Here is a 13,892-nt window from a genome sequence, read left to right on the forward strand (position 1 = left end):
AGGGCTTTTTATATGCGTTTGAAGGGATTATTTCACCACGGCCAATTTGTTGAAGTAATCCAGCATGCGGGCCACGTCGGTGGGCTTGTCGTAGAGTAGCTGCTTGGTCATGGCGTAGGCATTCACGGCCTCGGCGCGGTTGCCAAACAAGCGCTGCACTGAGGAGCGGCTGAGTTCCAAGGGGCGCAGGGGCTCGCTGGGGTCGTTGCCGGCACCTACCAGCAGCAGCGGCGCCATCGAGAGGCGGCCGGCCACGGCATCGGCGCCCGAGGTGTAGAGCCACGCCAATAGCAGCGGCCCGGCATCCACCATCGTGAGGACTTCCACGAACTCGCGGCGCTGGCCGGCGCTGCCTTCCTTCACCAGGCGCGGGCGGAAGCGGCGCACGGGTACCGCGGCATCGCCGGGCTCGCCGAGGTCGAAGCCGCGCAGGCTGCCCACGGGCCAGAGGTGGGTCGAGTCGAGGTTAATCGAGTCCTGCGCTTCGAGCAGGCGCAGGCCGGCGTGGTAGCGCAGGCCGGGCACGGGCCGGTAGCGCCCGTCGAAGGTGCGCAAGGCGCCCGGCTGCAGGCTGCCATCGCCGAAAAAACCCGAGCCCTGGGCCTTGAGGTTGGCGCGCAGCGCGGTTTCCTGCGGTGGGCGGTTGGCCTGGGCGTAGAGCGTGCGAGCCTCCACCACGTCGTGGCTGGCCTGGGCCTGCGCCGGCCGTAGGGAAGCGCCCACCCCCAGCAAAATCAGCAGAAAAGTAATTTTCACGAATAGTCCTACAAAAACGGTAATAAAGAAAAACGACTAACTAGCAGGGTGTCAAAAATACAAATTATGCCGCATTATGACGTTACTGCCCGCGCTTTTCCAACACCGTGCCATTTCGCTGAGGCTTAGCGGTTGCGGCCGTACTGCTCGTGGCTGCTCACCCAGTCAGAGCTGCTGATGGCGGCGCCCAGGCTCAACTCGCCGGCCAGCACCACGCCGGCCACGATTTCGGCAAACTTGCGTACCGTGCCCCGGCCCACGCAGCCCAGCATGCGCAGGCACTCGTTCTGGGTGGCCAGGCCGGTGCCGCCGCCGTGGGTGGCCACAATCAGGCTCGGAATGGTGATGCTGATGTAGAGGTCGCCGTCCTTATTCACCTCCGAATACAGAATGCCGGCCGAGGACTCGCTCACGTTGGCCACGTCCTGGCCGGTGGCGATGAACATGGCCGTGATGCCGTTGGCCGAATGCGCGCCGTTGTTGTTGGCCCCGGATATAAACGCGCCCACGTTGCTCACCTGTCCGTGGTAGGCCAGCTGCTCGGGCGTCACGCGCATGCGCTGCATCAGCACGTCGCGCTTTACTACGGCTTCGGCCACCACGCGCTTGCCGCGGGTGCGCATCACGTTGATTTGCGAGGCTTTTTTGTCGGTGGCGAAGTTCGATTCGAGGTAGAAGTGCTCGATTTTCGGGCCTTTGTAGTTCTCCAAAATCCAGGAACAGGCGGCGAAAGTGGCGCGGCCCACCATGTTCTGGCCGGCGGCGTCGCCGGTGCTGAAATTGAAGCGCAGATAGGCAAACTTGTTGCTCAAATACGTGTCGATGTACTGCAGCTTGGCCACGCTGGACGTGCTTTCGGCCTGCGGCCGAATCTGGTCGATGTTGTCTTCAACCCACTTGCCAAAGTCGCGGGCTCCACGGGCATCATCGAATACGAATACCGGGGCGCGCTGCATGGCGTCGCCAATCACGGTGCACTTCACGCCGCCGCACAGGTTCAGCACCTGAATGCCGCGGTTGTAGCTGGCCACGAGCGTGCCCTCGGTGGTGGCCATCGGAATCAGGAAATCGCCTTGGGCGTGCTCGCCGTTCACGGTGAGCGGCCCGGCCAGGCCCACCGGAATCTGGGCCACGCCCATGAAATGCTCGCAGTTGCCCTGCAGCTGGTGCGCGTCGAAAGAGTAGTGCTTGAGGTGCTTGAATTCCTGCTGCGAAAACTCCTCGGCGAAGCGCTGGCGGGCGGCAATGGCGGCTTCGGAATAGTCGTCTTCTTCGGAGCGCGGAATGCGGGGCTTCGAGCTGGCCACGCCCACGATGGCGTCTTCCACCTCCACGTGCAGGTCGCCGAAGGCATCGGTGGCAAACCACATCTGCACGCGGTGCATGCCCTCGGCCAGGGCCGGCGTGTCGAGCAGCACCGTGATGGCGCGGCCCACGGGCAGCTCCACGGCCTGGCCGTCGGCGTCGATGGCGGTGGCGGCGCGCTGCTCGCCGTTGCCCAAATCGACCCGAATTTTGTCGGCTGGCACCTCCACGTCGTCAATCTGCACTTTCGTGAAGCCGGTCACTTTCACCGTATCGAGCCGGTTTTTGAGGCTGAAGGCGACGCCCGCATTGTCGGGCTGGTTGTGCAGGCTGCCGCGGGTGTACAGCAGCTTGAGGAGCATGGGGCTGGGCGTGAAGACCATTGTATCGGTGGGAGGGGAAGGGTGGACGGATAAGGTGCGTTGAGAAGTGAAGGTGGGGAATATTATCGAATTTTAAACTCAACGGGTACGGCCATCGTGATTGTAGCTGGCCGGCCAGTGGCATCAACGCCAGGGATAAATTCCCCTAATGCCTTCACGCCTTTTAATGCTTCTTTGTCAAAATCGGGGCGTAAGCTCACGGCAACCCGAGCATCGTACACTTTGCCGTCAGAGCCAACATCAAACTCCACCCACACTTTACCCTCCTCTATGTATTGAGCGTTAAGCATCGGCGACGCAGGCCACTTTGTGTGTTGGTAAATAGTGCGTACCATGCCAGCAAAACCGCCATCCCGATATTCGGGAGTACGGATAACGTGGGCACAACTTGGGGGCGGTACAAATGGTGGCCGCTCGGTAGTTGGAGCGATAAGCTCCGATAAATCTGGTTCAGTTTCCCGTTGGGACTCTTGTGCCGATGCCGCTGTCGGCAGCAGCAAGCACCAGGTCGCCATCAATGCGGCCCGCCAGCTTCTGGAAGCCGCTATAGTTGCTGCTGAATCGGTGTGAAGCATGGGGGCAGGCGCGATTATTTGAGCTTGAAAGTAATGGGTACGGTAAAGCTCACCGCCACTGGTTTTCCAAATTGCTCACCGGGTTTAAAATTCGGCAGCAGACGCACCACCCGTAGCACTTCCGCATCGAAGCGCGGGTGCAGGCTTTTAACGATTTTGGCATCGTGCACCCTGCCAGTAGTACCAACGGTGAAAGAGGCGAACACCCGGCCCTGTTTCAGAATTATTTTACCATTGCTGCGCGGCCATACTATTTGCTGCTGAATGTATTGCACCACCTCGCGGCTGCCGCCACCGCGGAAGCTGGGCATCGTTTCCGTCACCATTCCTAACATGAAATGCGAGGTGCTGTCAGCAACAGCGGCGGAATCTGTGAGGACTGGAGTGGATGCTTGTGCCGCTGATTGCCCGGCAACCGGCACCGGCCCGCCCGTACCGCCGCCCCGAACCTGCGCCAGCGCCTCCCGCGCCGTCAGGCCCTGCGCTACTACCAGCACCAGCGCCGACACAAACCAGCGCAGCCGGCGCGACAGTTTGGGCGCAGTCTGCACCTGCGCGGCCCCAAACCGGCCGCACACGCGCCCGTCGGGCGCGGCGGCGCGGGCGGCGGCCAGGTCGGCGCGCGGGTTAGTGCTCTGGCTGAAATCGTGCACCACGCGCTGGCACTGCCCACAGAAATTTCCCTGCGCGTGCGGCGTGAATTCGGCCGGGCTGACCGGGCAGGGATTGAGCCTGGCGTTGAAAGTAGGTAGTAGGAACATGGCACTGGCAAGGTAAGGCGCGGCCCCCGCGCAACGGCTGCAACGTGCTGGCCCGGTGCGGCAGTATGCGGGCCGGCGCGGGGCGCAAATTCACCTGCCGTTCACCCGGCCCGGCCGAATTTTGGGCCCGATAAAAACCCCTATGCCGTGGCGCGGTTATAGCCGCCGCGCCTTCCAGGCGCGGCCGGTGCCGGGCAGGGGCCGCGCCCTACCTATTACCTTTGCGAGGCGCTGGGCACCCCCGGCGGCCTACCCCAATTCTGCTATGGCCTTATCCGCTGATTATCCACGCTTCACCCTCGGCAGTGCTCTTACGGCCGAGCAGAGGGCGTTTTTTGCTAAATACGGTTTCCTTCACTTTCGTCCTTTCGCCTCGCCCGAGCACGTCCGTCAGATTCTGCAAGCCACTCAGGAAGTGCAGGCTAAATGGCTGGCCGAGGGCGTGGAAAAAGTGAACGGCGTGCCCATCAAATACGGCCACGATGTCGACGGCTCGCGCATCGTGCAGCGCTTCGCATTTGCCTCGCAGCACCACCCCGTGCTGCACGAATTGCTCCAGGACGACCGATTCAAGGCCCTGTTTCCGCTGCTCGAAGCCGAAGGCGGCCGGGTGGGCGAAAACGAAAAGGACGGCCTCGTGGTGAACCACTACGTGAACGTGCCCGGCTCCGAGTTCAGCCAGATGGGCTGGCACACCGACTCGCTGCGCGACGTGTTCTACGGCAAGCGCATCGGCCCCATGCTGAACGTGGGCCTGCACCTCGACGGCACCAAGGCCACCAATGGCGGCCTGCGCGTGATTCCCGGCACCCACCGCCAGGGCCTGCACAAGATGCTGTTTCGCAAGAAGTACTACAAGGACGTGTACTACGACCCCAACGAAATGGCCATCGAAACCGAGCCCGGCGACCTGACCGTGCACGACGGCCGCATGTGGCACCGCGTGGCCCAGTCGCCGCTGGTGGGCGAAGAAAGCCGCCGTCGCGTGATGTACGTGCCCATCATTTCGGGCAAGTACCAGCCCAAAAGCGAGGACAGCCCCACGCCCTTCTACCTGCGCTTTCTGCATTTGGTGAAGTAACGTAACTGCTCCAACGCTTGTCATCCTGAGCGCAGCGAAGGACCTTATCACGTTAGCATAGCTCGCTCAGCCGTGATAAGGTCCTTCGCTGCGCTCAGGATGACAGATAATTCCCCGTAACACCGCCAATCCACCAAACCACTATGTACGCACTCGTTACCGGCGCTTCGCGCGGCATTGGCCGGGCCATTGCCCTCCAACTGGCCCAGCGCGGCTACGACCTGCTGCTCGTGGCGCGGTCCGAAGACCAGCTCACGACTTTGGCCCAGGAAATCGGCACGAAGTACCAGCACCAGGCCAAAGTGCTGGCCACCGACCTGGCCGCGCCCGATGCCGCCGCTACCGTAGCCGCCTGGGCTACGCAGCAAACCAACCAGCTCACCATGCTTGTGAACAACGCCGGCTACGGCCTCTGGGGCCGCTTCGAGCAGCTCAGCTTGCCCGAGCAGCAGAACATGCTGCAGCTGAATATGCACCTGCCCGTGGCCCTCACCCACGCGCTGCTGCCGGCCTTGCGCAAGGTGTCTAAAGCCTACATTCTGAACGTGGCCAGCACTGCTGCCTACCAGGCCGTGCCCTCGCTCACGCTCTATGCCGCCAGTAAGGCCTTTTTGCTGAGTTTCAGCCGCGGCCTGAGGTACGAGTTGAAGGGCACGGGCATCTCGGTAAGCTGCCTGAGCCCCGGCGCTACCACCACCAGCTTCGCCGACCGCGCTGGCATGGGCGCCGAACTGCAGGCCACCGCCAACAAAGTATCGATGACGGCCGAAGCAGTGGCCGAAACCGCCGTGGCTGGTCTGCTGGCTGGCGAAGCCGAAATAATCCCCGGCGTGCTTAACAAGGTTTCGGCGGGCCTCACCAGCGTGGTGCCCAAGGGCATCGTGGAGAAAATAGCGGCCGGGATTTACGAGAAGTACCTGTAGACTGATGAAATGCCGCCTGCCCGTCATGCAGAGCGCAGCGAAGCATCTTTACCGCCACCACTAATCTTATTGATTGGATTACGCTGAGCAGTAAAAATGCTTCGCTGCGCTCTGCATGACGGGCACGCTACCGCTACTTCCGGCAGATGCGCCCGGCCAGCCAATAGGCGGCCCAAGCGAAGAAGGGCGCGGCCAGCACGTCGTAGGAATAATGCACGCGCTGCACCAGCACCAGCAGGCCCACCACCACAGTCGCCAGGCCCATAGCCCGGCGCCAGCGGCGGCCCCGGCCGGCCAGCGTCAGCAGCATCATGGTGGCGGTGTGGCCCGAGAAGAACAGGTCGCGCACGATGGGCTGGGTGGTTACCTCGAAGATGCGGTCCATCACCGGGTCGTGCAGAATAACCAGCGCAGTGGGCGGCTCCAGCGGCAGCAGGTACAGCGTGGCCATGCGCATCAGCTGCAGGAGGTAGTAGGCCCAGAATGCCTGCAACAGCCGCTGCGGACGCGGCAACAGGTACACCAGCGTGGCCGCAATGGCTCCGTAGATGAGGGCGAAAATGAGCGTGGAGTGGTCCTGCACCGGTAGCAGCGCCAGCAGCGGGTCGGCCAGCAGCTGGCCCGGCCGCGCCTGCACAAATCGGTAGAAGCCCGGTACCACCGGCAGCAGCCCCAGCAGCAACGCCACTACCAGACCCAGCCGCACCCGAAAGCCGCGGCGGGCCCAGGCCGCCGGCCAGGCGCGCTGCCGGGGAGAGTGGGAGGGAACTAGAATGTCAAGAGGAGCCGCGGGTGGAATCAGGACAGTAGCCACAATAAACCGGTAGTTCGAAATAATGCGCCGATAAGGAATAGCCGGCAAAAATACGCCATTGCCTGAACAGTAGCGCGCTGAGGGGCAATGCTGACGTAACATTGCCGGCCGGCCCGAACGTGCCGCGTTTCTCCCCCGAATTTCGCTTTTTCGACTCATGCGCTTTTTCCTCCGCGTTTTGCCGGCCGGCTTTGGGCTGGCCCTGGCCGCTACTACTGCCGCCCCCGCCCAGAATGCCGCCCTCGATGCCCGCATTGCCCAGCTGGCCGCGCAGGAAGAAAGCAAGGTGATTGCCTGGCGGCGCGACATCCACGAGCACCCCGAGCTGGGCAACCAGGAAACCCGCACCGCCGCCCTCATCGCCGCCCACCTCAAAAAGCTGGGCCTCGAAGTGCAGACCGGCGTGGCCCGTACCGGCGTGGTGGGCATTCTGCGCGGCGGCAAGCCCGGCCCCGTGGTGGCCCTGCGCGCCGACATGGACGGCCTGCCCCTCACCGAAAACAACGACCTGCCCTTCGCCTCCAAAGTGAAAACCACCTACCTGGGCCAGCCCGTGGGGGTGATGCATGCCTGCGGCCACGACACTCACGTGGCCATGCTCATGGGCGCGGCCGAAGTGCTGAGCCAGGTGAAAGCCGACCTGCCCGGCACCGTCAAGTTCATCTTCCAGCCCGCCGAGGAAGGCTCGGTGCCCGGCACCGAGGGCGGGGCCAAGCTGATGGTGAAGGAAGGTGTGCTCGACAAGCCGAAAGTTGATGCCGTGTTTGGCGTGCACATTCAGGCCCAGACCGAGGTAGGCAACCTCTCGTACCGCCCTGGCGGCGAAATGGCCAGCTCCGACCGGTTCACCATTACAGTACACGGCAAAGGCTCGCACGGCGCCTACCCGTGGAACAGCGTCGACCCAGTCGTGACCTCCGCCCAGATAATTATGGGCCTGCAAACCATCGTGAGCCGCGAAATGAAGCTGACCGACGATGCGGCCGTCGTCACGGTGGGCACCATCCACGGCGGCGTGCGCTACAACGTCATCCCGCCCGACGTGGAGCTGTCGGGCACCATTCGGGCGCTGAACCCGGAGACGCAGAAGCAAATCTGGGCATCCATCCGGCGCATTGCCACCAACATTGCCGAAAGCGCCGGGGCCACCGCCGACGTGAATATCGAGCCCTACGTGCCCGTCACCATCAACGACCCCGCCCTCACGGCCCGCATGCTGCCCACGCTGCGCGCCGTGGCCGGCACCGAGCACGTGCGCGAAATCAAGGCCGTGACCGGGGCTGAAGACTTTTCCTTTTACCAGGAAAAGGTGCCGGGCGTGTTCCTGTTCGTGGGCGGCATGCGCAAAGGCCAGGACCCCGCCACCGCCGCCGACCACCACACCGCCGGCTTCCGCATCGACGAGAGCGGGCTGACGCTGGGCGTGAAGACCCTGGCTACCCTGGCCGCGGATTATCTGACCGCGCCGGCCCGCTAAAGCCAGTCCGAAAATGGCTTCATGAAAAGTACATTATTAAAATAATTTAATGGAATTGGGCAAAGTGCAAATTGCACTTCACCAAGTCTTCACCAAACGTATAAGATTTCGGGATTACTGGCAATATTTTCAATAAAACAGGCTTTGAGGTGGTTGAATTATATAGTTTGCGGACGCTTTACAGCAATAATTTGCAAAAAGCGGAAAACAAACACCATCCCACCATCAACACTTTTTTATGAAAAAACAGTACTCTGCCGCAGCTCTGCTGATGCTCGGCACACTGGCAACCGCGCAGGCACAGGATGCCTCGCGCATTGCGAATAAAGTACTCGGCAAGGACGGCCAGCCCGAGCTGGTGCAGTTCTCCGCCGAAGGCAAAGCCGCCCTGCGCGGCCTGAGCGGCGACCAGGTGCTGCGCCAGCAGCTGGGCCTGGGCCAGGCCGACCAGTTGGTGCAGCGCGCCGCCGAAGCCGACCAGCTCGGCATGGTGCACCAGAAGTTCAACCAGCTCTACCAGGGCATTCCGGTAGAGCATGCCAGCTACACCGTGCACAGCAAAGGCGGCACTGTGGAAAGCATCAGCGGCGACTTTGAGAAAATCACGAACCTGAACACCACGCCTTCGCTGAGCGAAAAAACGGCCCTGGGTCGTGCGATGGCCAGCGTGGGGGCCCGCCTCTACAAGTGGCAGACCAACGAGGCCGATGCGGCTTCCTACAAGCCCACCGGCCAGCTGGTGATTGTGCGCGACAACCGCACCGAAAATGGCCCGCAGGTACTGGCCTGGAAATTCAACGTGTACGCCGCCCAGCCCGTGAGCCGCGCCTACATCTATGTGGACGCGCACACCGGCGACGTGGTGCTGACCGATAACATCATCAAGCACGCCACGCCGGCTACGGCCACGTTTGCCACGGCCTACAGCGGCACCCGCTCGCTGGCCGACGAAACCGCCACCGGCGGCTACCACCTGCGCGAGTACACCCGCGGCCTGGGCATCGAAACCTACAACTGCAAGAAGGGCAGCAGCTACACCGCCGCCGTCGATTTCATCGACGCCGACAACAGCTGGACCGAGTACAACAACGCCAATTTCGACAACGTGGCCGGCGACGCCCACTTCGGTGCCCAAACCACTTACGATTACTGGAAAGCCGTTTTCGGCCGTAACTCCTACGACAACGCCGGGGCTAAAATCAAGAGCTACGTGCACTTCGATGACACGCCCGGCGACGGTGTAGGCTACGAAAACGCCTACTGGGACGGCACCGAAATGACTTACGGCGACGGCGCCAGCACCTTCAAGCCCCTGACGGCGCTGGACGTGTGCGGCCACGAAATCGGCCACGCCGTGTGCGAAAAAACCGCCAACCTGACCTACTCGAACGAGTCGGGCGCCATGAACGAAGGCTTCTCCGACATCTGGGGAGCCAGCGTGGAGGCGTTTGGCGTATCCAAGTACAGCCTCACTGGCAAGTCAACCTACCTCATCGGCGAGGAAATCATGAAAGCCGGCGGCGCGCTGCGCTCGATGAGCAGCCCCAACACCTACCAGCAGCCCGCCTACTACAAAGGCACCTACTGGTATACCGGCACGGCCGACAACGGCGGCGTGCACACCAACTCGGGCGTGCTCAACTACTGGTACTACCTCATCAGCAACGGCAAAACCGGCACCAACGAGAAGAGCCAGAGCTTCTCGGTAGCTGGCCTGGGCCTCGACGCCGCGGCTAAAATCACCTTCCGCGCCGAAAGCGTGTACCTCACGGCTTCGTCGAACTACGCCAACGCCCGCACCTACACCATCAAAGCAGCGCAGGACCTGTACGGCGTGGGCTCAACCCAGGAGCAGTCGGTTACCAACGCCTGGTATGCCGTGGGCATCGGCGCGGCGTATAGCGGCGGCACCACCGGCTGCGGCACTCCCACCAGCCTGACGGCCGGCAGCATCACCACCACCGGGGCCACGCTGTCGTGGGCGGCCATCTCGGGCGCTACGTCCTACAACGTGCAGTACCGCGTATCGGGCGCTACCACCTGGACAACCACCACCAGCACCACCACCAGCAAAGCCCTCACTGGCCTCACCACCGCCACCACCTACCAGTACCAGGTGCAGAGCGTGTGCAGCAGCGGCAGCAGCGCCTACAGCGCCATCGGCTCCTTCAGCACCAGCGGCGGCACCACCACGCCCACCTATTGCGCCAGCAAAGGCAGCAGCGTCACCTACGAGTGGATTGACCTCGTGCAGCTCGGCAGCATCAACCGCACCTCGGGGGCCGATGGCGGCTACTACGACGGCACGGCCCTGAACACCAGCGTGGCCGCCGGCAGCAGCCAGACGATGACCCTGAGCGCCGGCTTCTCGGGCTCGGCCTACGATGAGAACTGGGGCATTTACGTTGACTGGAACCAGAACGGCACCTTCGAAACCGCCGAGCGCATGGACTACGGCGTGGTCACCGCTTCGGCCGGCAACCTGACCAGCACCTGGACGGTACCCACCACCGCCAAAAACGGCAAAACCCGCATGCGCATCGTGATGACCTACGGCGCGGCCACCGCCGCCTGCGGTAGCTACACCGAAGGCGAAACCGAAGATTACTCCATCACCGTGACCGGCGGCACGCTCACCGGTTCGGGTGTGGCCACCCTCAGCGGCAACTCGCTGGGCAACGCCGTGGCCCGCAACCTGGAAGTGTACCCCAACCCGGGCACGAGCATCATCAACCTGGTGATGCCGAGCACCTCGCCCATTGCCAGCGTGCTGGTGACGGATGTGCGCGGTGCCCGCGTAGCCGGTGCGGTGTTGAACGAGAACGCGCTCAATATCAGCGCCCTGGCCAAAGGCATGTACACCCTGACCGTGAGCGACGGCCAGAAAGTATTCCACCAGCGCTTCGTGAAGGAATAGCCTTTCCCGAACCAACGAAAGAGGGCCACCGGCATTGCTGGTGGCCCTTTTTTGCGTTTGCGGATAAGCCCAGGGCGGCTGCAGTATTCAGGGAAATAATTGCCGGTGCGCGCGTGTCGGCTTGGAATAATCAAGCTGATTATCGATGTAGCAACAGTAAATAAAATTAATATAACTATTGATGTAAAATGATGAATTTAATAAATAATTAATGAATTTTTAATGAGGAAATACGAAAAGTTCAAATTATTCGGGGATATTGCCGAACGATTCGCAAGAATACGCGTCTTGGCTTGACAAATACTCATTTTCACCAACTCCCAACATAACCTCACTTTTATGACCAATAAGTACTCGGCTGCGGCCTTGTTGTTGTTCGCATCCTTCGCTTCGGCGCAGGCGCAAGATGCGGCAAAAATTGCCAATAAAGTTGTCGGCAAAGACGGCCAGCCCGAGCTGGTGCAGTTTTCGGCCGAAGGCAAAGCCGCCCTGCGCGGCCTGAGCGGCGACCAGGTGCTGCGCCAGCACCTGACCCTCTCCAATGCCGACCAGATGGTGCAGCGCGCCGCCGATACCGACCAGCTCGGCATGGTGCACCAGCGCTTCGCCCAGTACTACCAGGGCATCCGCGTGGAGCACGCCGACTACCTGGTGCACAGCAAAGCCGGCACGGTGGAAAGCATCAACGGGGACTTCGAAAAAATCTCGGGCCTGAGCGTCACGCCCTCGGTAAGCGAAAAGGCGGCCCTGGGCCAGGCGCTGAACAAAGTAGGCGCGAAGAAATACATGTGGCAGACCGGCGAAGCCAACGCCGAAGCCTACCGCCCCACCGGCGAGCTGGTGATTGTGCGCGACGCCCGCGTGGAGAACGGCCCGCAGGTGCTGGCCTGGAAATTCAACGTGTACGCCGCCGCGCCCATCAGCCGCGCCTACGTGTATGTGAACGCCCACACCGGCGACGTGGTGCTGACGGATAACATCATCAAGCACGCGGCCGCTACCGGCACCTTTGCCACGGCCTACAGTGGCACCCGCTCCTTCGCCGACGGCACTACCACCGGCGGCTACTACCTGCGCGAAACCACCCGCGGCCTGGGTATCCAGACCTTCAACTGCAAAAAGAGCAACAGCTATACCTCGGCCACCGACTTCATCGACGCCGACAACAGCTGGACCGAATACAACAACGCCAACTTCGACAACGTGGCCGGCGACGCCCACGTGGGCGCCCAGGCCACCTACGACTACTGGAAGAACGTGCACGGCCGCAACAGCTTCGACAACGCCGGCGCCATCATCAAAAGCTACGTGCACTTTGATGACGTGCCCGGCGGTGCCGGCTACGAAAACGCCTACTGGGATGGTGTGCGCATGACCTACGGCGACGGGGCCACCCGCTTCCGCCCACTGACGGCGCTGGACGTGTGCGGCCACGAAATCGGCCACGCCGTGTGCGAAAAAACCGCCAACCTGACCTACTCGAACGAGTCGGGCGCCATGAACGAAGGCCTGTCCGACATCTGGGGCGCTTCGATTGAGGCCTACGCGGTGGGCACGCTGGGCTTCACCTCGGGCGGCGTGAAAGCGAAGTCGACTTGGCTGATTGGCGAGGAAATCGACAAGCAGCAGGCCGCCCTGCGCTCGATGAGCGACCCCAAGTCGCTGGGCCAGCCGGCTTACTACAAAGGCCAGTACTGGTACACCGGCACGGCCGATAACGGCGGCGTGCACACCAACTCGGGCGTGCTCAACCACTGGTACTACATTCTGGCCGTGGGCAAGTCGGGCACCAACGAAGGCGGCGGTGCTTATACCGTAACCGGCGTGGGCCTCGATGCGGCGGCTAAAATCACCTACCGCATGGAGAGCGTGTACATGACGGCCAGTTCGACCTACTCGCAGGCCCGTACCTACGCCATCCAGGCCGCTACGGACCTGTACGGCGCGGGCTCGGCCCAGGTGACGGCCGTGACCAACGCCTGGTTTGCCGTGGGCGTGGGCGCTGCGGCCGGTGGTGGCGGCGGCGGTACGGTTACGTACTGCACCAGCAAAGGCACCAGCGTAGCGTATGAGTACCTCGACTACGTGGCCCTGGGCACGTTGGCCCGTACCTCGGGTGCCGATGCCGGCTACTACAATGGCACGGCCCTGACGGCGCCCACCATCACCGGTGGCACGTCGCAGACGGTGACCGTTTCGGCTGGCTTCGTGGGTACCGCTTACTCGGAGTACGTGAAAGTGTACATCGACTACAACAAGAACGGCGTGTTCACCGATGCCGGCGAACTCGTGGTAAATGCGGCCGCCAGCTCGGTCGCCACCAACCGCTCGTTTGCCTTCACGGTGCCCACCTCGGCCAAAAACGGCACCACCCGCATGCGCGTGGTGCTGAGCGACAACTCGGCCACCACCAGCTGCGGCAGCTATAGCTACGGCGAAACCGAAGACTACACCGTGAACATCACCGGCGCTACGCCGCTGACGGGCGAGCCGACTACGCTCACCGGCACCACGGCCCGCGCCGAAGTTCGCAGCCTGAGCCTGTACCCGAACCCCGCCACCGATGTGCTGAACCTGACGCTGAGCGACAACGCCACCATCAGCAGCGTAGCGGTGTACGACCTGCGCGGGGCCCGCGTCGAAGGTGCCACCTTCGCCGACGGCACGCTGCGCATCGGCAGCCTCGCCAAGGGCATGTACACCCTCACCGTGAGCGACGGCGAGAAAGTGTACCACCAGCGCTTCGTGAAGGAATAGGTCTTATCTGAGCTTGAAACGCAAAAGAGCCACTGGCACTGCCAGTGGCTCTTTTGCGTTTTTGGCATTACCAAGCTGAAAGTCAGGGAATTTCACACCATAAAAAGACTTGATTCAGGAAATTGCTTTAGTATTAGTGATTT

At 62.3% G+C, this 13,892-nt stretch carries 10 protein-coding genes; 5 read left to right on the forward strand and 5 right to left on the reverse strand.

Annotated features, from left to right (window positions below; translation table 11 throughout):
- Positions 1-27: 27 nt before the first annotated feature.
- From MON38_RS14705 to MON38_RS14720, 4 genes are all read right to left on the reverse strand, one after another.
- Complete coding sequence (locus tag MON38_RS14705; protein ID WP_241936940.1) at positions 28-756, reverse strand: hypothetical protein; 729 nt, start codon at positions 754-756, stop codon at positions 28-30.
- Between the two features lie 125 nt (positions 757-881).
- Positions 882-2,444 carry a hydroxymethylglutaryl-CoA reductase gene (locus MON38_RS14710; RefSeq protein ID WP_241936941.1) on the reverse strand — a complete coding sequence of 521 codons (1,563 nt, stop codon included), beginning with the start codon at positions 2,442-2,444 and terminating at the stop codon, positions 882-884.
- A 62-nt stretch (positions 2,445-2,506) separates the two neighbouring features.
- Positions 2,507-3,019: an energy transducer TonB family protein gene (locus tag MON38_RS14715; protein ID WP_241936942.1), complete on the reverse strand. Its 513-nt coding sequence runs from the start codon at positions 3,017-3,019 to the stop codon at positions 2,507-2,509.
- A 14-nt stretch (positions 3,020-3,033) separates the two neighbouring features.
- On the reverse strand, positions 3,034-3,780 hold the full coding sequence (locus tag MON38_RS14720; RefSeq protein WP_241936943.1) for an energy transducer TonB: 747 nt from the start codon (positions 3,778-3,780) through the stop codon (positions 3,034-3,036).
- Positions 3,781-4,045: 265 nt separating this feature from the next.
- On the opposite strand from MON38_RS14720, the gene MON38_RS14725 reads away from it, so the two are divergent.
- Positions 4,046-4,861 (forward strand): phytanoyl-CoA dioxygenase family protein, encoded by an 816-nt coding sequence (locus MON38_RS14725; protein ID WP_241936944.1) that lies wholly within the window; start codon positions 4,046-4,048, stop codon positions 4,859-4,861.
- Between the two features lie 143 nt (positions 4,862-5,004).
- The gene (locus MON38_RS14730; protein ID WP_241936945.1) at positions 5,005-5,784 is read left to right on the forward strand and encodes an SDR family NAD(P)-dependent oxidoreductase; all 780 of its coding nucleotides are present in this window, start codon (positions 5,005-5,007) and stop codon (positions 5,782-5,784) included.
- Positions 5,785-5,917: 133 nt separating this feature from the next.
- Here MON38_RS14730 and MON38_RS22895 read toward each other — a convergent pair whose 3' ends face one another.
- Positions 5,918-6,598, reverse strand: a complete 681-nt coding sequence (locus tag MON38_RS22895; protein ID WP_241936946.1) for a phosphatase PAP2-related protein — start codon at positions 6,596-6,598, stop codon at positions 5,918-5,920.
- A gap of 157 nt (positions 6,599-6,755) precedes the next feature.
- Between MON38_RS22895 and MON38_RS14740 the strand changes: the two genes are divergently transcribed.
- The 3 genes from MON38_RS14740 to MON38_RS14750 all read left to right on the forward strand — a co-directional run bounded on the left by MON38_RS14740 (position 6,756) and on the right by MON38_RS14750 (position 13,749).
- Positions 6,756-8,075, forward strand: coding sequence for an amidohydrolase (locus MON38_RS14740; protein WP_241936947.1), 1,320 nt, complete (start codon positions 6,756-6,758; stop codon positions 8,073-8,075).
- Positions 8,076-8,313: 238 nt separating this feature from the next.
- The gene (locus MON38_RS14745) at positions 8,314-10,992 is read left to right on the forward strand and encodes a M4 family metallopeptidase (protein WP_241936948.1); all 2,679 of its coding nucleotides are present in this window, start codon (positions 8,314-8,316) and stop codon (positions 10,990-10,992) included.
- A gap of 339 nt (positions 10,993-11,331) precedes the next feature.
- Positions 11,332-13,749 carry a M4 family metallopeptidase gene (locus MON38_RS14750; protein WP_241936949.1) on the forward strand — a complete coding sequence of 806 codons (2,418 nt, stop codon included), beginning with the start codon at positions 11,332-11,334 and terminating at the stop codon, positions 13,747-13,749.
- Positions 13,750-13,892: the final 143 nt, after the last annotated feature.

The organism is Hymenobacter cyanobacteriorum, assembly GCF_022631375.1.
GTDB lineage: Bacteria > Bacteroidota > Bacteroidia > Cytophagales > Hymenobacteraceae > Hymenobacter > Hymenobacter cyanobacteriorum.

Coding starts and splice junctions, on each gene's coding strand:
- MON38_RS14750 (WP_241936949.1), top strand. CDS start 11,332: ATGACCAATAAGTACTCGGCTGCGGCCTTGTTGTTGTTCGCATCCTTC.
- MON38_RS14725 (WP_241936944.1), top strand. CDS start 4,046: ATGGCCTTATCCGCTGATTATCCACGCTTCACCCTCGGCAGTGCTCTT.
- MON38_RS14715 (WP_241936942.1), bottom strand. CDS start 3,019: ATGCTTCACACCGATTCAGCAGCAACTATAGCGGCTTCCAGAAGCTGG.
- MON38_RS14740 (WP_241936947.1), top strand. CDS start 6,756: ATGCGCTTTTTCCTCCGCGTTTTGCCGGCCGGCTTTGGGCTGGCCCTG.
- MON38_RS14730 (WP_241936945.1), top strand. CDS start 5,005: ATGTACGCACTCGTTACCGGCGCTTCGCGCGGCATTGGCCGGGCCATT.
- MON38_RS14745 (WP_241936948.1), top strand. CDS start 8,314: ATGAAAAAACAGTACTCTGCCGCAGCTCTGCTGATGCTCGGCACACTG.
- MON38_RS14710 (WP_241936941.1), bottom strand. CDS start 2,444: ATGGTCTTCACGCCCAGCCCCATGCTCCTCAAGCTGCTGTACACCCGC.
- MON38_RS14720 (WP_241936943.1), bottom strand. CDS start 3,780: ATGTTCCTACTACCTACTTTCAACGCCAGGCTCAATCCCTGCCCGGTC.